At 63.3% G+C, this 17,643-nt stretch carries 13 protein-coding genes and 1 tRNA gene; 10 read left to right on the top strand and 4 right to left on the bottom strand.

Features of this window, described 5'->3' with window-relative positions:
* From rpoB to ACOJSJ_RS01360, 6 genes are all read left to right on the top strand, one after another.
* The coding region (rpoB, locus tag ACOJSJ_RS01385) for a DNA-directed RNA polymerase subunit beta (protein ID WP_420143193.1) at positions 1-3,094 on the top strand (3,094 nt) is incomplete at its 5' end.
* A gap of 84 nt (positions 3,095-3,178) precedes the next feature.
* Entirely contained in the window at positions 3,179-7,435 is a 4,257-nt protein-coding gene (gene rpoC / locus ACOJSJ_RS01380; protein ID WP_420143192.1) for a DNA-directed RNA polymerase subunit beta', read from the top strand.
* Between the two features lie 257 nt (positions 7,436-7,692).
* Positions 7,693-7,766 (top strand) — tRNA-Gln (locus ACOJSJ_RS01375).
* Positions 7,767-8,172: 406 nt separating this feature from the next.
* Entirely contained in the window at positions 8,173-8,436 is a 264-nt protein-coding gene (locus ACOJSJ_RS01370) for a PQQ-dependent sugar dehydrogenase (protein ID WP_420143194.1), read from the top strand.
* Positions 8,397-8,978 (top strand): PQQ-dependent sugar dehydrogenase, encoded by a 582-nt coding sequence (locus tag ACOJSJ_RS01365; RefSeq protein WP_420143191.1) that lies wholly within the window; start codon positions 8,397-8,399, stop codon positions 8,976-8,978. Before ACOJSJ_RS01370 ends, ACOJSJ_RS01365 begins: the two co-directional genes overlap by 40 nt.
* A 22-nt stretch (positions 8,979-9,000) precedes the next feature.
* The gene (locus ACOJSJ_RS01360; protein WP_420143190.1) at positions 9,001-9,141 is read left to right on the top strand and encodes a PQQ-dependent sugar dehydrogenase; all 141 of its coding nucleotides are present in this window, start codon (positions 9,001-9,003) and stop codon (positions 9,139-9,141) included.
* Positions 9,142-9,157: 16 nt separating this feature from the next.
* Here ACOJSJ_RS01360 and ACOJSJ_RS01355 read toward each other — a convergent pair whose 3' ends face one another.
* Together ACOJSJ_RS01355 and ACOJSJ_RS01350 are read right to left on the bottom strand one after the other, a co-directional pair.
* Complete coding sequence (locus ACOJSJ_RS01355; protein ID WP_420143189.1) at positions 9,158-10,183, bottom strand: phytanoyl-CoA dioxygenase family protein; 1,026 nt, start codon at positions 10,181-10,183, stop codon at positions 9,158-9,160.
* 110 nt (positions 10,184-10,293) lie between these two features.
* Positions 10,294-11,913: an FAD-dependent protein gene (locus tag ACOJSJ_RS01350; protein ID WP_420143188.1), complete on the bottom strand. Its 1,620-nt coding sequence runs from the start codon at positions 11,911-11,913 to the stop codon at positions 10,294-10,296.
* A 413-nt stretch (positions 11,914-12,326) separates the two neighbouring features.
* Here ACOJSJ_RS01350 and ACOJSJ_RS01345 point away from each other — a divergent pair, with 413 nt between their 5' ends.
* Together ACOJSJ_RS01345 and ACOJSJ_RS01340 are read left to right on the top strand one after the other, a co-directional pair.
* On the top strand, positions 12,327-12,737 hold the full coding sequence (locus ACOJSJ_RS01345; RefSeq protein ID WP_420143187.1) for a MerR family transcriptional regulator: 411 nt from the start codon (positions 12,327-12,329) through the stop codon (positions 12,735-12,737).
* Positions 12,738-12,780: 43 nt separating this feature from the next.
* Positions 12,781-14,583 (top strand): acyl-CoA dehydrogenase C-terminal domain-containing protein, encoded by a 1,803-nt coding sequence (locus tag ACOJSJ_RS01340; protein ID WP_420143186.1) that lies wholly within the window; start codon positions 12,781-12,783, stop codon positions 14,581-14,583.
* Positions 14,584-14,651: 68 nt separating this feature from the next.
* Here ACOJSJ_RS01340 and ACOJSJ_RS01335 read toward each other — a convergent pair whose 3' ends face one another.
* Positions 14,652-14,801, bottom strand: coding sequence for a hypothetical protein (locus ACOJSJ_RS01335; RefSeq protein WP_420143185.1), 150 nt, complete (start codon positions 14,799-14,801; stop codon positions 14,652-14,654).
* Between the two features lie 630 nt (positions 14,802-15,431).
* Between ACOJSJ_RS01335 and rplJ the strand changes: the two genes are divergently transcribed.
* Positions 15,432-15,947 carry a 50S ribosomal protein L10 gene (gene rplJ / locus ACOJSJ_RS01330; protein ID WP_420143184.1) on the top strand — a complete coding sequence of 172 codons (516 nt, stop codon included), beginning with the start codon at positions 15,432-15,434 and terminating at the stop codon, positions 15,945-15,947.
* A gap of 68 nt (positions 15,948-16,015) precedes the next feature.
* Positions 16,016-16,393 (top strand): 50S ribosomal protein L7/L12, encoded by a 378-nt coding sequence (gene rplL, locus ACOJSJ_RS01325; protein WP_420143183.1) that lies wholly within the window; start codon positions 16,016-16,018, stop codon positions 16,391-16,393.
* Between the two features lie 302 nt (positions 16,394-16,695).
* Here the strand turns inward: rplL and ACOJSJ_RS01320 are convergent.
* Positions 16,696-17,643, bottom strand: a 948-nt coding sequence (locus ACOJSJ_RS01320) for a porin (RefSeq protein ID WP_420143182.1), incomplete at its 5' end; no start/stop codon positions are given.

Here is a 17,643-nt window from a genome sequence, read left to right as displayed (position 1 = left end):
CCCCTGGATTCGTAACACGTTAAAGGCCGACAAGGCCGAAGACCGCGATCAGGCCCTGTCCGACATCTATCGCGTCATGCGCCCCGGCGAACCGCCGACGAAGGAAACCGCCGAAGCGCTGTTCGCCGGTCTGTTCTTCGACCCGGAACGCTATGACCTGTCGGCTGTCGGCCGCGTGAAGCTGAACATGCGCCTCGACCTCGACGCAGAGGACACCGTCACCACGCTGCGGACCGAGGACATCCTAGCCGTGGTCAAGGAACTGGTGAACCTGAAGGACGGCAAGGGCGAAATCGACGACATCGATAACCTTGGCAACCGTCGCGTCCGTTCGGTCGGCGAACTGCTGGAAAACCAGTATCGCGTCGGCCTGCTGCGCATGGAACGCGCGGTGAAGGAACGCATGTCGTCCGTCGACGTGTCGACCGTGATGCCGAACGACCTGATCAACGCGAAGCCCGCCGTGGCAGCCGTGCGTGAATTCTTCGGCTCGTCGCAGCTGTCGCAGTTCATGGACCAGACCAACCCGCTGTCGGAAGTCACCCACAAGCGCCGCGTGTCGGCGCTTGGGCCGGGCGGTCTGACGCGTGAGCGCGCAGGCTTCGAAGTCCGCGACGTTCACCCGACCCATTATGGCCGTATCTGCCCGATCGAAACGCCCGAAGGCCCGAACATCGGTCTGATCAACTCGCTGGCAACCTTCAGCCGCGTCAACAAGTACGGCTTCATCGAAACGCCGTACCGCAAGGTCGTGGACAACAAGGTCACCGACGACGTCGTGTACCTGTCGGCGATGGAAGAAGCCAAGCACACGATCGCGCAGGCCAACGCCGAAGTGAATGCCGACGGCACCTTCGTCGAAGACCTGATCTCCGCGCGTGAAGCGGGCGAATTCCTGATGGCGCCCAAGGATCACATCACCCTGATGGACGTCAGCCCCAAGCAGCTGGTGTCGGTCGCCGCATCGCTCATTCCGTTCCTGGAAAACGATGACGCCAACCGCGCGCTGATGGGATCGAACATGCAGCGTCAGGCGGTGCCGCTGGTCCGCGCCGAAGCACCGTTCGTGGGCACCGGCATGGAAGGCACCGTGGCGCGCGATTCCGGCGCTGCCGTCGCTTCGAAGCGGGCGGGCATCGTCGATCAGGTCGACGCGACCCGTATCGTCATCCGCGCCACCGGCGACATCGAAGCCGGTCAGTCGGGCGTCGACATCTACACGCTCCAGAAGTTCCAGCGTTCGAACCAGGACACCTGCATCAACCAGCGCCCGCTGGTGCAGGTCGGCGATCTGGTGGAAGCCGGCGACGTCATCGCCGACGGTCCGTCGACCGAATTTGGCGAACTGGCGCTGGGCCGCAACACGCTCGTCGCGTTCATGCCCTGGAATGGCTACAACTATGAAGACTCCATCCTGATCTCCGAACGGATCGTGAAGGATGACGTCTTCACCTCGATCCATATCGAGGAGTTCGAGGTCATGGCCCGCGACACCAAGCTGGGTCCGGAAGACATCACCCGCGACATTCCCAACGTCGGTGAAGAAGCGCTGCGCAACCTCGACGAGGCTGGCATCGTCTACATCGGCGCCGAGGTGGAGCCGGGCGACATTCTGGTCGGCAAGATCACCCCCAAGGGTGAATCGCCGATGACCCCGGAAGAAAAGCTGCTGCGCGCGATCTTCGGTGAAAAGGCGAGCGACGTGCGCGACACGTCGCTGCGCCTGCCGCCGGGCGTTGCCGGTACGGTCGTGGAAGTCCGCGTGTTCAACCGTCACGGCATCGACAAGGACGAACGCGCCATGGCGATCGAGCGGGAGGAAATCGACCGCCTTGCCAAGGACCGTGAAGACGAACGCGGCATTCTGAACCGTGCGACCTTCAACCGCCTGCAGGAAATGCTGCTGGGCCAGACGGCTTCGGCCGCACCCAAGGGCGTCAAGAAGGGCGTGGTCATCGACGAAGCCCTGCTGGACGAAGTCGAACGCCATGAATGGTGGAAGTTCGCGGTCGAAGATGACGCCCGTCAGGCCCAGATCGAAGCGATCAAGGGTCAGTATGACGAAGCCGTCAAGCTGATCGTCGAGAAGTTCGAGGACCGCGTCGACAAGCTGCAGCGTGGCGACGAACTGCCGCCGGGCGTGCTGAAGATGGTCAAGGTGTTCGTCGCGGTGAAGCGCAAGCTGCAGCCGGGCGACAAGATGGCCGGCCGTCACGGGAACAAGGGTGTGATTTCGCGCATCCTGCCGATCGAAGACATGCCGTTCCTGGAAGACGGCACCCATGTCGACATCGTGCTGAACCCGCTGGGCGTGCCTTCGCGCATGAACGTCGGTCAGATCTTCGAAACCCATCTGGGCTGGGCTGCCCGCGGCCTTGGCCAGCAGCTCAAGCATGCTCTGGAAGACTGGCGCGAAGCCAATCCGAACCCGCAGGCAGGCGACATGCCCGACGCGGTCAAGGAACGGCTGCTGACCTCCTATGGCCCGCAATATGCCGAGCAGATCGAAGCCCGCACGCCCGAACAGATCATCGATCTGGCCGAGCATCTCCAGCGCGGCATCCCGATGGCGACACCGGTGTTCGACGGCGCCCGCGAAGCGGACGTTTCGGACATGCTGGAACGCGCAGGGCTGCACACGTCGGGTCAGAGCGATCTGTTCGACGGCCGCACGGGCGACCGTTTCGACCGCAAGGTGACCGTGGGCATCATCTATATGCTGAAGCTCCACCACCTGGTCGACGACAAGATCCACGCCCGTTCGATCGGGCCGTACTCGCTCGTCACCCAGCAGCCGCTGGGCGGTAAGGCGCAGTTCGGTGGTCAGCGCTTCGGGGAAATGGAAGTGTGGGCGCTCCAGGCCTATGGCGCGGCCTATACCCTGCAGGAAATGCTGACGGTGAAGTCGGACGACGTTGTCGGCCGTACCAAGGTCTATGAAGCGATCGTCAAGGGTGACGACACGTTCGAGGCCGGTATTCCCGAAAGCTTCAACGTGCTGGTCAAGGAAATGCGCTCGCTGGGCCTCAACGTCGAACTCGCGTCCATGGACGAAATCGAGGACGACGACGGCATGGCGCAGGCGGCGGAATAAGGGACCGGCCGGGCGCCGTTACGACGGCGCCCCTCCCCCCTTTCTTCTTCGCCCGGAAATTTACCCTCTAGAGGGATGTGAAATATGAACGAACTGACGAACTTCGCGAACCCGGTCGCCAAGACCGAAACCTTCGACCAGATCCAGATCGGCCTTGCGTCGCCCGAACGCATCCGCAGCTGGTCTTTCGGCGAAATCAAGAAGCCGGAAACCATCAACTACCGCACGTTCAAGCCGGAACGCGACGGCCTGTTCTGCGCGCGCATCTTTGGCCCGATCAAGGACTATGAGTGCTTGTGCGGCAAGTATAAGCGCATGAAGTACAAGGGCATCGTCTGCGAAAAGTGCGGCGTGGAAGTGACCGTTTCGAAGGTCCGCCGCGAACGCATGGGCCATATCGAACTGGCCGCGCCGGTTGCCCATATCTGGTTCCTCAAGTCGCTGCCCTCGCGCATCGGCCTGCTGCTCGACATGCAGTTGAAGCAGCTGGAACGCGTGCTGTATTTCGAAAGCTATATCGTCACCGAACCGGGTCTGACCCCGCTCGAAAAGTTCCAGCTTCTGACCGAAGACGAACTGCTCGACGCGCAGGACGAATATGGTGAAGACGCCTTCTCCGCCGGGATCGGCGCCGAAGCGGTCAAGCAGATGCTCATGGACCTCGACCTTGAGGGCGAAAAGCAGGCGCTGCTGGACGAACTGGCCGTCACCAAGTCGGAACTCAAGCCCAAGAAGATCATCAAGCGCCTGAAGGTGGTTGAAAGCTTCCTGGAATCGGGCAACCGCCCCGAGTGGATGATCCTGGACGTCGTTCCTGTGATCCCGCCCGAACTGCGCCCGCTGGTGCCGCTGGACGGCGGCCGTTTTGCGACGTCGGACCTTAACGACCTGTATCGCCGCGTCATCAACCGTAACAACCGCCTGAAGCGCCTGATGGAACTGCGCGCGCCGGACATCATCGTCCGCAACGAAAAGCGCATGTTGCAGGAAGCCGTCGACGCCCTGTTCGATAACGGCCGTCGCGGCCGCGTCATCACCGGCGCGAACAAGCGTCCTTTGAAGTCGCTGTCCGACATGCTCAAGGGCAAGCAGGGCCGCTTCCGTCAGAACCTGCTCGGCAAGCGCGTCGACTATTCGGGCCGTTCGGTCATCGTGACCGGTCCGGAACTCAAGCTGCACCAGTGCGGCCTGCCCAAGAAGATGGCGCTCGAACTGTTCAAGCCGTTCATCTACGCCCGCCTCGACGCCAAGGGTCTGTCCATGACCCTGAAGCAGGCCAAGAAATGGGTCGAAAAGGAACGCAAGGAAGTCTGGGACATCCTGGACGAAGTGATCCGCGAACATCCGGTCATGCTGAACCGTGCGCCGACTCTCCACCGCCTGGGCATTCAGGCGTTCGAACCCGTCCTGATCGAAGGCAAGGCGATCCAGCTGCACCCGCTCGTCTGCTCGGCCTTCAACGCCGACTTCGACGGTGACCAGATGGCCGTCCACGTTCCGCTCTCACTGGAAGCCCAGTTGGAAGCACGCGTGCTGATGATGTCGACCAACAACATCCTGTCGCCCGCCAACGGCAAGCCGATCATCGTGCCGTCGCAGGACATGGTGCTGGGCATCTATTATCTGTCGATGGAACGCGAAGGCGAGCCGGGCGAAGGCATGCTGCTGTCTGACATGCAGGAAGTGCATCAGGCGCTGTTCACCAAGTCGGTGACGCTGCATTCAAAGGTCATCAGCCGCGTGCCGCAGACCGACGAAAATGGCGAACCCTATCTGAAGCGTTATGAAACGACGCCGGGCCGCATGCTGCTGGGCGAATGCCTGCCCAAGAGCCACAAGGTGCCCTTCGACGTCGTCAATCGCCTGCTGACCAAGAAGGACGTGGGCGACGTGATCGACGAAGTCTATCGTCACACGGGTCAGAAGGACACGGTGCTGTTCGCCGACGCCATCATGGCGCTGGGCTTCCGCCACGCGTTCCAGGCCGGCATCTCGTTCGGCAAGGACGACATGGTGATCCCGGATTCGAAGGAAGGCACCGTCGCCGAGACCAAGGCGCTGGTGGCGGATTACGAACAGCAATATCAGGACGGCCTGATCACCCAGCAGGAAAAGTACAACAAGGTGATCGACGCCTGGTCGCGTTGCGGCGATCAGGTCGCGAACGCCATGATGGACGAGATCAAGGCCCAGCCCAAGGACCCGCAGACCGGCCGCATGGCCCAGATCAACTCGATCTACATGATGGCGCACTCCGGTGCCCGTGGTTCGCAGGCCCAGATGAAGCAGCTGGCCGGGATGCGCGGCCTGATGGCAAAGCCTTCGGGCGAAATCATCGAAACGCCGATCATCTCGAACTTCAAGGAAGGTCTGACCGTTCTTGAGTACTTCAACTCCACCCACGGCGCCCGTAAGGGTCTGGCCGACACCGCGCTCAAGACGGCGAACTCGGGTTACCTGACCCGCCGTCTGGTCGACGTGTCGCAGGACTGCACCATCGTCGAAGACGATTGCGGCACCGAAAAGGCGCTGGAGATGAAGGCCATCGTTCAGGGTGGTTCGGTCATCGCTTCGCTGGGCGAACGCATCCTGGGCCGCACCACGGCGCAGGACATCGTCGACAGCAAGGATGGCAGCATCATCATCCCGATCGGCACCCTGCTGGACGAAGGCATGATCGCCAAGATCGAAGCCATCGGCACGCAGGCCGTGAAGATCCGCAGCCCGCTGATCTGCGAAAGCAAGATGGGCGTTTGCGGCAAATGCTATGGCCGTGACCTGGCCCGTGGTACGCCGGTCAACATCGGTGAAGCCGTCGGCGTCATCGCGGCGCAGTCCATCGGTGAACCGGGCACGCAGCTGACCATGCGTACCTTCCACATCGGCGGCGCGGCGAACTTCAACGAAACGTCGAACCTGGAATCGATGGCCGACGGTACGATCGAACTGCGCGACATGCCGACCATCGTCGACAAGAACGGTCGTCGTCTGTCGCTCGCCCGTAACGGCGAAGTCGCGATCATCGACAGCGAAGGCCGCGAACGCGAAACGCACCGCCTGCCTTACGGCGCCACCATCCTGTTTGCGGATGGCGACGCGGTGAAGAAGGGCGATCGCTTTGCCGAGTGGGATCCGTTCACCATGCCGGTGATCACCGAAAAGCCCGGTATCGTTAAGTATGTCGACCTGATCGACAACAAAACGCTGACCGAGCAGACCGACGAAGCCACCGGCATCGCGCAGCGCGTGGTCATCGAACATCGCGGCGCGGCCCGTACGAAGGAAGACCTTCGTCCGCGCCTCACCCTGCTGGACGACAATAGCGGCGAATCCGCCCGCTATATGCTGGCGGTGGGTGCGACCCTGTCGGTCGACGATGGTGCGCAGGTGCAGGCCGGTGACGTGCTGGCGCGTGTCAGCCGCGAAGCGGCCAAGACCCGCGACATCACCGGTGGTCTGCCGCGCGTCGCCGAACTGTTCGAAGCCCGCAAGCCCAAGGACAATGCGATCATTGCCAAGGTATCGGGCCGCGTCCAGTTCCTGAAGGATTACAAGGCGAAGCGTAAGATCGCCATCAATCCCGAAGATGGCGGCGAGCCGGTCGAATATCTGATCCCCAAGAGCAAGGTGATCGACGTTCAGGAAGGCGACTTCGTGAAGCGCGGCGACAACCTGATCGGCGGTTCGCCCGATCCGCACGACATTCTGGAAGTGCTGGGTATCGAGCCGCTGGCCGAATATCTGGTCGCCGAAATCCAGGAAGTCTATCGCTTGCAGGGCGTGAAGATCAACGACAAGCACATCGAAACGATCGTTCGTCAGATGTTGCAGAAGGTCGAGATCATCGAGTCCGGCGACACCACGCTGCTGGTGGGCGAACAGGTCGACCGCGAGGAAATGGACGAAATCAACGCCAAGCTCCAGCCGGGCTTCGCCCCTGCCGCGGGCAAGCCGGTGCTGCTGGGCATCACCAAGGCGTCGCTCCAGACCCGTTCGTTCATCTCGGCAGCGTCCTTCCAGGAAACGACTCGCGTCCTCACGGAAGCGGCGGTTCAGGGCAAGAAGGACACGCTGGTCGGCCTGAAGGAAAACGTCATCGTCGGCCGCCTGATCCCGGCGGGCACGGGTGCGGGCATGAACCGCCTGCGCGTTGCCGCTTCGTCGCGCGACGCGGCGCTGCGGGCCGCGCTGCGCGCTTCGGCTCAGGTCGATCTGATCGCGCCCAAGTCGGCCGCAGCCGAACATGCGGCCGAACTGGCGCAGGGTCCGGAAGCCGCGATCGGCAACGATCCGCTAGCCGCCGTGCAGGGTGACGATTTCACCACGCAGGACGCCGACTGATTATTCGGTAGTGACCATTGGAAAGCATGGGAGCCGCCCCTATATAAAGGGCGGCTCCCATGCCCTTCTGTCCCCCAGGGGAGAGAGGTAATGCCCGCCGGATGCACCCGCATCGCGGCGGGCTTTCTTTTTCCGGCCATCGGCGAATGGACGCGTGACTTTGTAAAAAGCTGGTCCTTTCATGTCACAAAGCGCTTGACCGACTCTGCAAGCCCGCCTATCTGCGGCGTCCCAAGCGGGTTACGGCCTGCTGATGATGCCCGATCCTCTAATGGTAAGAGAGCGGACTCTGACTCCGTCAATCAAGGTTCGAATCCTTGTCGGGCATCCAATCTTCCTGAGAATATTCCGACTGCTTTTCGTGACTGTCGTGGACCGTCGTTCTGACCCGGATGATTGCTGGCGATTCATGCCCTGCCCCTGTTGAACGCATCCGCTCCTCTGGTGAACGACGGGATGGCCATATGTGATTTCCCGGTCAGGGAACCGGACAATCATCCTGACGTCGAGCCGCGATAAGGGACCATGGTCCCCGGTCAGGAGTGATGATCCGGCTTCATGCGACAGCGACACTCGCCCTGCTCCGTTCGCTTAGCGCCTGTGGCGGCGATGGCGATACTCAGGCGCCCCCTCCCCCGCGCCAACGCCCGCTCCCACACCGACGCCCATGCCTTCCGACGCCGACACCCTCGGCGGCGATGTCCCGGTCCGTGGTGGCGACATTCGATAATCCATGAATCATCCTGTTCCTGCCGGACGGGCGCATGCTGATCACCGAAAAGCCCGGATGGTTGCGCATCGTGACCGTCGCGGGTCAGGTGGAGACCGTATCGGGCATCCCGTCCGTCGCCAATGCGGGTCAGGGCGGCCTGCTGGACGTCGCGCTGGACCCGAATTTCGCCGCGAACCAACGTGTCTATATCAGCTATGCCGAAGCGGGCACGGGGGCACCGGGCTGGCGGTGGCGCGCGGCACATTGTCAACGGACGGCCGCAGGCTGAACGGGAACAATGTGATCTGGCGACAAATGCCGAAGATCGCCAACGACACCCGCCATTTCGGCAGGCGGCTGGCCTTTGGCCTTGACCAGAAACTGTATATCACGGCGGGCGAGCGCCATCAGGGCGCGCCAGCGCAGGATATGAGCGGCACGTTGGGCAAGATCGTGCGCATCAATCCCGATGGGTCAGTATCGTCCGACAATCCCTTCGTCGGCACGCCCGGCGTCCGGACTGAGATATGGACGTCAAGGCATCGCAATCCCTATGGCCTGGTCTTCGCGCCGGATGGCAGGCTGTTCGAAAGCGCAATGGGGCCGGAGGGCGGCGACGAGTTCAACATCCTCACCTGCGGCGCCAATTATGGCTGGCGCATCGTGTCGGAGGGCAATGACGGCGAAACCCTGCCCCGCCATGCGCCCTGCCCCGAATTTGCCGCGCCGCTCGTCAGCAGGGCACCGGTGATCGCGCCCGGCGGGATGTTTCAATATGACGGCAGCCGGTTCATCGCTGGAAGGACGATTTCATTCTGGCCGGTCTGGTAGTCAGGGGCTGGTCAGAGTGCGGGTGAGCGGCACGACCGCCACGGAAGTGGGCCGCATCAGCCTGAACGCCCGGATCAGAGAGGTCGAACAGGGGCCGGACGGCGCGATCTGGATATTGGAGGATGGCGCCAGCGGCCACCTGATACGACTGGACCCGGCCTGACGCGCTTTTCAGGCTGTCAGTCTTCGCCGGGGCGCACGATGCCGCGCTTGGCCCATGGCTGGCCCACCATGGCGCTGGCCAGATCGCGCAGGCGCCAGCGCAGGTCGATGCGGCGTTCGGCGATGCCCGGCAGGCTCCACACATCCCCGCCGGTCATAACGCGGAACGGGTTGCGGCGGCCATAGGCCCATAATTCGATGCGGGTGCTGCGTTCGCTGCTTTCGCCGCGCGCGTGGAAGCCGAACGTGTCGGCGACGACCAGCGTATTGGCAGGGACGGCAAAGGCACGGGGCTGCGGCAGGCCGAGGTCCGGGAGTTCTTCGGGCTGGACGCGCAGCGATCCGCGCGCCGACAGGCGGCATGGTTCGTCACGGACGGTCAGGCTGCGCCGATATTCCCAGTCGAGCCGCTGCCGCGTGGCGCGGTGGGAACCGGGGACATAGGTGAAGGGACCGGCGTCGGCGTCCACATCCTCCAGAAACAGCCATGCCTTCATCGACGGGTGGAATGTGTCGGCGTGCAGATTGATCTGCGGGTCGGGCGGCGCGTCGTGGCGATGCGTCAGGATCGACTGGATATAGAGCAGCGGTTCGACATTGAAGCCGGTGATGTAACGGGCGATGGCACGCCAGCGCGGCTGGCGACGAAAGGCGTGCAGGGCGGGGATCTGTTGCAGCGCGTCCGGCCCCACCGCATAGCGCCGCGTGATCGTGTGCCCCTGCACCGTTTCGCGGGCGTCCCCGGCATAGGCCATGATGCCGTCGCGCAATTGCGCGAAAACGTCCGGCGGCAGGAAGTCGCGGATTTCGACATAGCCGTCCCGGTCGAAGGCCGCGCGATCGGTCGCATCGACGGTGGCGGCAAGGCGGGCCCGGCGGCGATCGGCCATGGCGTGCGCGATGCGGACGCGGGCGCGATGCAGGCCCATGGCGTTCAGACGGCGCGATCCGATGAAGACATTGTCGCGGAAAGATTTTTCCCCGGTGAACAATTGCAGGAACGACAGGGGCAGCAACAGCAGACGCGTGGCGAATCGGATCATGGGCCGCTTTTATGCCGGTCTTCGCCGGAGGCCAGCCACAAATGGGGTATGGATGCGAATGGATCGCATCTTGTCGCCGAAGCGGGCCGATTTTCCGGTCGGACGACGGGTCAGCGCATCAGGCCCGCCGCCACCGCTTCGGCCACCTTGATACCGTCGATCGCGGCGGACAGGATGCCCCCGGCATAGCCCGCGCCTTCCCCGGCCGGATACAGGCCAGCGATGTTGAGGCTCTGAAAATCCTTGCCGCGCGTGATGCGGATGGGGGATGATGTGCGGGTTTCCACCCCGGTCATCACCGCGTCGGGATGATCGTAGCGATCGATCTGGCGACCGAAGACCGGCAGCGCTTCGTGGAAGGCCTCTATCACATAGTCGGGCAGGCACAGCGACAGGTCGGTCGGCGTCACGCCCGGCTTATAGGAAGGGACGACTTCGCCCAGCCCGGTCGAAGGGCGACGGGCGAGGAAATCGCCCACCGTCTGGCCCGGCGCCCAGTAGGAGGAGCCGCCGACTTCGAAGGCCAGGCTTTCCCAGTGGCGCTGGAGCGCGATGCCCGCCAGCGGACCGTCGGGATAGTCGCGGGCCGGGTCGATGCCGACGACGAGGCCCGAATTGGCATTGAATTCGGCGCGGCTATACTGGCTCATGCCGTTGGTGACGACGCGCCCTTCCTCCGACGTGGCGGCGACGACGCGGCCGCCGGGACACATGCAGAAGCTGTAGACGGTGCGGCCATTGGCGCAATGATGGGCGAGGCTGTAGGCGGCGGCGCCAAGGTCCGGGTGGCCCGCGCAATTGCCGTAGCGGGCGCGGTCGACCCAGCTTTGCGGATGTTCGATGCGCACGCCGATCGAAAAGGGCTTGGGTTCGATATGGACGCCGCGGGCGTGGAGCATTTCGAAGGTCGGGCGGGCGCTGTGGCCAACGGCCAGCACGACATGATCGGCTTCGATCACGCTGCCATCCTGCAGCACGACGCCGCGCAACTGCTGCCCGCCGTCACCGGACCGTTCCAGCACGATGTCGTCGACGCGGTGCTGCCAGCGATATTCGCCGCCCAGCGATTCGATCTGCCTGCGCATCGCCTCTACCATGGTGACGAGTCGGAAGGTGCCGATATGGGGATGCGCTTCCCACAATATGTCGTCGGGCGCACCGGCGGCGACGAATTCCTCCAGCACCTTGCGGCCGAGGAAGCGGGGATCTTTCACCCGGCAATAGAGCTTCCCGTCGGAGAAGGTGCCTGCCCCGCCCTCCCCGAACTGCACATTGCTGTCGGGATTGAGTTCGGCCCGGCGCCACAGGCCCCAGGTGTCCTTCGTGCGTTCGCGCACCACCTTGCCCCGGTCGAGGATGATGGGTTTGAAACCCATCTGGGCCAGGATGAGGCCCGCGAACAGGCCGCATGGCCCGGCGCCGATCACGACCGGGCGCTTGCCCTGCCAGCCGTCGGGGGCGTGGGCGACGAATGTATAGCGGGTGTCGGGCGTCGGCCGAACGTCATGGTCGGCGGCGAAGCGTTCGAGGATCGCGGCTTCGTCGGCGACCTCGACGTCGAGCGTATAGACCAGCTGGATGGCGGAACGACGGCGGGCGTCGTTGCCCCGGCGGACGAGGCTGTGGCCCAGAAGGGCATGGGGTTCGATGCCAAGACGGGCGCAAATGGCGGCGGGCATCGCATCGGCCGGGTGGTCGAGCGGCAGTTTCAGGCCGGAAAGACGGATCATGATGCCGCCCATAATCGCTGACGGGCAAAATGGGAAATCATCCGTGCATTGGGCTGTCGGCGGCCGCGCCAAAAAGCCGGGCCGGAGGGGACGAAAATGACAGCGAAAGTGACAATGTGGCGCATAGGGCATTTTTTCATTAGCTAGCTAACTATCTGTAGGATTTTCGCGCGCTGGCTTCCGGATTGGATGACTTCAAAATGGCCTGTTCGCTGGCCGCATTTTGCGACTCGTCATCCACGCGGATGACTTGAAAATGGCTGTTTTGCTGGACGCATTTTCCGAGTCGTCATCCATGCGGATGACTTGAAAATGCTGGGGGACGACGGAGCGCCCTTCCGGCCGGGCGGATGATGGCGCCGCGCCGCTCACTCACCTTGACGTAAACGTAAAGTCGTTTTACATCAGGGACCATGAACAAGCTCAGCAGCATCGCAGGGATAGAATTGCCCGATCATAGCGACCGGCAAAGCTATAGCATCACCGACCTGTCCGAAGAATTCGGCGTCACCGCCCGCGCGCTGCGCTTTTACGAGGATGAAGGGCTGATCGCGCCGGAACGGCAGGGCCTGTCCCGCATCTATTCGCGCCGCGACCGCGCCCGGCTCGCCTGGATATTGCGCGGCAAGCGGGTGGGTTTCAGCCTGACCGAAATCCGCGAGATGATCGACCTGTACGACGCGGACGAGGCGCATGACGAACAGCGCCGCGTGACCGTGGACAAGTGCAAGGCGCGCATCGACCTGCTGACCCGGCAAAAGGACGACATCGACGCCGCCATTGCCGAACTGGCGAGCTTCGTCGCCACCATCGAACAGAAATAACCCCCCTACCCCCCTTATAAAATAGAGACATCAGGAGAAGATCATGCCGAGCTATGCCGCACCCGTCCGCGACACCCGCTTCGTGCTGGACCATGTCGTCGGGCTGGACCGCCATGCCAACCTGCCCGGTTTCGAAAATGCCTCCGCCGATCTGGTCGAAGCGGTCCTGACCGAAGGCGGCAAGATGGCATCGGAAGTGCTGTTTCCGCTGAACGCCGTAGGCGACAAGGAAGGCTGCGTACGCCACAGCGACGGCAGCGTGACGACGCCGACCGGCTTCAAGGCGGCCTATGACCAATATGTCGAGGGCGGCTGGACCACGCTGCACGCGCCGGAGGAATTTGGCGGACAGGGCCTGCCCATGGTGCTGGCGACGGCACTGGGCGAATATATGACATCGGCCAATCAGGGGTTCGAAATGTATTTCGGCCTGACCACCGGCGCGATTTCCGCTCTGCTGGCCAAGGGCAGCGACGAACTGAAACAGCGTTATGTGCCCCGGATGGTGTCGGGCGAGTGGACCGGCACGATGAACCTGACGGAGCCGCATTGCGGCACCGACCTTGGCCTCATCAAGACCAAGGCCGTGCCGCAGGGCGACGGCAGCTATGCCATTACCGGCACGAAAATCTTCATTTCGGCGGGCGAGCATGACCTGGCCGACAATATCATCCATCTGGTGCTGGCCAAGACGCCCGACGCGCCCGACAGCAGCAAGGGCATTTCGCTGTTCGTGGTGCCCAAATTCATGGTGGGTGACGACGGCGCGCTGGGCGACCGCAACGCCGTGTCCTGCGGTTCGATCGAGCACAAGATGGGCATCCATGGCAACGCCACCTGCGTCATGAATTATGACGGCGCGACCGGATGGCTGGTCGGCGAGGAGAATAAGGGGCTGGCCGCGATGTTCATCATGATGAACGCGGCGCGGCTGGGCGTGGGCCTGCAAGGGCTGGGCCAGGCGGAAATCGCGTTCCAGAACGCCGTGCATTACGCGAAGGACCGGCGTCAGGGCCGCGCGCTGACCGGACCCAAGGAACCGACCGAAAAGGCCGACACGCTGTTCGTCCATCCCGATGTGCGCCGCATGCTGATGGAAGCCAAGGCGATGACCGAAGGGCTGCGCGCGCTGACGCTGTGGACCGCGTTGCAGGTCGACCTGTCCCATCAGGCGGCGAGCGAGGAAGAGCGGCAGGCGGCCGACGATCTGCTCCAGTTGCTGACCCCCGTCGTCAAGGGATATGGCACCGATCGCGGTTTCGACGTGGCGGTCAATTGCCAGCAGGTGTTCGGCGGCCATGGCTACATCTGGGAAAATGGCGTCGAACAATATGTGCGCGACGCCCGCATCGCCCAGATTTACGAAGGCACCAACGGCGTGCAGGCGATGGACCTTGTCGGGCGCAAGCTGCCGATGAACGGCGGGCGCGCGCTACAGGCGTTCCTGAAGCTGGTGGGTGAGGAAGTCGCGGCGGCCAAGGCCGATGAAAAGCTGGCCCCGCTGGGCGATGCGCTGGAAAAGGCGAGCGGCCAGCTGGGCGCGGCGACCATGTGGCTGATGCAGAATGCCATGAAGAACCCCGACAATGCCGGGGCGGGCGCGCATCATTACATGCACATATTGGGCATCGTCGCGACCGGCCTGATGTGGGTGCGGATGGCGGGCGCAGCCAGCGCGATAATCGACGCGGGCGAAGGCGACGCGAAGTTCCTGGAAGCCAAGCTGGTGACGGCGCGCTTCTTTGCCGAGCGAATCATGCCGGACGCCGGGTCGCTGCGGCGGAAGATCGAGGGCGGGGCCGAAACGCTGATGGCGCTGGACCCGGACCTGTTCCTGGCGGCCTGATCGGGCCGTACCAGAATGAACATCATGCGAAGGGCGGTCCGTGGGGCCGCCCTTTTCGCATGCGCCAATCAGGCTGCCAGCGGCAGCTGTTCTTCGACCGGGGTCGGCACGATGGCGTCGGCGACGGGGGTGCTGGCCTTGTTCAACCCGGCGATATAGCGTTCGGCCGAAACGACGTCACGGCGATAGGCGAAGATGAGCGAGATCAGAGAGAACATATAACAAGCCTTTGGTGGATTTTGCTGCGTCGCAACATTGCATCCTATCTGGGCCTTGGCCACGCTTTACGCAAATGCAATGGAATCGAACGCGATTGCACGAAATGGAAGCAGCGCCGTGTGCAGGTGCGAAAGGATGGCGCCTTGCGGGGCGATGGTCCCGCAGGCGATCGCCGGTGGGCGACGCCATCATGGCGGGCGCGTGTGGCGGCATTTTCCATCCGCGCCGTGCCTTTGCCTGAGGCCCCGGCCCGCGCCGTCGCACATCGGGCCGCGCCGTCGGCAGCATGGCCGCTCCCTGCCTGCATATATGCAGTTTCCGCGTGACAGCCCGCCCCTTTTCCTCTAAGGGCGCGCGCAGCGGTTCCCCGGCAGCGATGTCGTGGAACTTCCGTCCGAGACAGTTGGTGAAGGGAATATGCCCTTCTTAATGCCCAGCCTAGACGGGGAAAAGTTCTTTACCGGACCGGGGCATGCACCCGATTCGGGTCTGCCTGTTCCTTTGAGGGGACATGGCCGGTCGATCTCTCCCCTTCGGACTTAGTGCCCCGCGCGCCCAAAAGGCCTGCGGGTTTTAGCGTTCGCTTGGCTCCTAAACCCGGCGAAGCGAACATGAAGTGGAGTAATGGCATGGATCGTAATCAGAAAGCTGATGTCGTTTCCGCGCTGAATGCACAACTGAACGAAGTTGGCGTGGTCGTCGTGACCCGCAACCTCGGCATGACCGTCGCCCAGTCGACCGTCCTGCGTCAGAAGATGCGCGAAGCCGGTGCGACCTACAAGGTTACGAAGAACCGCCTCGCCAAGATCGCCCTCGAAGGCACCAGCTACACCGGCCTGAGCGACCTGCTCACCGGCCCGGTTGGCCTCGCCTCCTCGGTCGATCCGGTCGCCGCCGCCAAGGTTGCGATCGATTTCGCCAAGACCAACGACAAGCTTGAGATCGTTGGCGGCGCGATGGGCGAAGTGCTGCTCGACGCGAACGGGGTCAAGGCCCTGGCGTCGATGCCGTCGCTGGATGAACTGCGTGCGAAGCTGGTCGGCCTTCTGGTCGCGCCTGCTACCAAGCTCGCAACCGTCACCCAGGCACCGGCTGCGCAGCTTGCGCGCGTCTTCAACGCCTATGCGGAGAAGGACGCGGCATAAGCCGTTCCGGAACCGATTTTTTGACCCTCATCTGACGGGGCATTTCGCCCCAATAAATGAAATATATCATGGCAGACCTCAACGCTCTGGTCGATCAGCTCTCGGCCCTCACCGTCCTCGAAGCCGCTGAACTCTCGAAGGCTCTGGAAGAAAAGTGGGGCGTTTCGGCCGCCGCCGCTGTTGCCGTTGCCGGCCCCGCCGCTGGCGCCCCGGCCGCTGCTGCTGAAGAAGTGAAGGACGAATTCGACGTCGTTCTGACCGGCGACGGTGGCAAGAAGATCAACGTCATCAAGGAAGTCCGCGCCATCACCGGCCTGGGCCTGACCGAAGCCAAGGCTCTGGTCGAAGGCGCTCCCAAGGCCGTCAAGGAAGGCGTGAACAAGGAAGAAGCCGAAAAGCTGAAGAAGCAGCTGGAAGAAGCCGGCGCGACCGTCGAGCTGAAGTAATCGGACTTGCCCTGTCGCAAGACAGGGCTAACCGATCCGGTCCAGCCGGAAATATGGGGCGGCGCCTTTGGGTTGCCGCCCTTATTTTATGCGCGCGGCACAGGGGGCCGCGATGATGGATCGGGGGTGGTTTCCCGCCATTCCCCTCCCGCAGGCGAGAGGGGCAGCGAGACTTGCGCGCGCAGCGCGTTAGTCGCAGCGGGGTGGGCCGTCGCACCGTCCAGCCCACCCCCTGCCCCCCTCCCGCAGGCGGGAGGGGGAAACATGTCCGCCTTCGGCCGAAACCAGCCCTGCCCCGTCCGTCAGTAGTTCCACTGAAGCTGCGTGCGGATGAGGTTGCCCTGCGCCCGGCCGGTGCGGCGTTCGTCGGCTTCGGCGCGCTTCATGCGGGCATAGGCGATGGTGAATTCCAGCGCCTTTGACGGCTGCCATTCCACGCCCATTTCCCATTCGTCGGTTTCAAGACGCGGGGCGCTGGTCGCGCCTTTCCATCCGCCGCGATAATGTTGCCAGCGGCCATAGGGCATCAGCGCGCCGATCCCTTCGGTCGGCAGGCGATACATCATCTGCACATAGCCGCCGCGCTGTTTCTTCACATCGATGGACTGCGTGGCGAGGTCATATTCAGGCCCCTTGCCCCATGTCCATTCGGCCTGAATGCCAAAGGGTTGCGGATAGAGGATGGCGTGCAGGGCGAAATGATCGTCCTTGTACGCGACCGGGCTGATCGACCCGCTGCGCAATTCGGGCTGCACGTCGTTCAGCATCGCCGACCCGCCGATTTCCAGCACCTGCCCCGCAAAGGCGCCGCCCAGCCCATCCAGTTCGAACGGCCATGTCGCAAAGGCGACCTTCATGAGGCCGCGATTCTGTTCCGTCCGGTTCGTGCCCTGCCCGTTGAAGACGCCCAGGCCGAACGCGCCATAATTGCCGAACAGTTTCTGCCCGTCATGGCCAAGGCGATCCCAGATCGTCTGCACCGCGGGCGGGGTATAATAGGCCACGACGCCCAGATCGCGTTCGCTGGGCACGACGCTGTTGATCGCGTCGCTGCGGTCCAGCGTCAGGCGGTTGGACGAGGACTGCATATTTTCCCAGCCGAAGGGCACTTTCGACTGACCAAAGCGCAGGCGCAGGCTCTTGTCCCGGTCGATGAAGACGTCGGCATAGGCGTCGCGCAGCTGGGCGAAGCCTTCGCGCCGTTCGGTGCCCGCCTGATTGTTCACGGCCGTCGCGAAGTCCGATTGCAG

This window comes from Sphingobium sp. (genome assembly GCF_048594625.1).
In the GTDB taxonomy this organism is placed as follows: Bacteria; Pseudomonadota; Alphaproteobacteria; order Sphingomonadales; family Sphingomonadaceae; genus Sphingobium.
Note: the sequence above shows the minus strand (reverse complement) of the source record. Positions and strands in the feature narration are given on the sequence as shown.

Excerpts from the sequence above, each read along its gene's own strand:
- rpoC (WP_420143192.1), top strand. The coding sequence starts at position 3,179 with ATGAACGAACTGACGAACTTCGCGAACCCGGTCGCCAAGACCGAAACC.
- ACOJSJ_RS01355 (WP_420143189.1), bottom strand. The coding sequence starts at position 10,183 with ATGATCCGATTCGCCACGCGTCTGCTGTTGCTGCCCCTGTCGTTCCTG.
- ACOJSJ_RS01350 (WP_420143188.1), bottom strand. The coding sequence starts at position 11,913 with ATGATCCGTCTTTCCGGCCTGAAACTGCCGCTCGACCACCCGGCCGAT.
- ACOJSJ_RS01345 (WP_420143187.1), top strand. The coding sequence starts at position 12,327 with ATGAACAAGCTCAGCAGCATCGCAGGGATAGAATTGCCCGATCATAGC.
- ACOJSJ_RS01340 (WP_420143186.1), top strand. The coding sequence starts at position 12,781 with ATGCCGAGCTATGCCGCACCCGTCCGCGACACCCGCTTCGTGCTGGAC.
- ACOJSJ_RS01335 (WP_420143185.1), bottom strand. The coding sequence starts at position 14,801 with ATGTTCTCTCTGATCTCGCTCATCTTCGCCTATCGCCGTGACGTCGTT.
- rplJ (WP_420143184.1), top strand. The coding sequence starts at position 15,432 with ATGGATCGTAATCAGAAAGCTGATGTCGTTTCCGCGCTGAATGCACAA.
- rplL (WP_420143183.1), top strand. The coding sequence starts at position 16,016 with ATGGCAGACCTCAACGCTCTGGTCGATCAGCTCTCGGCCCTCACCGTC.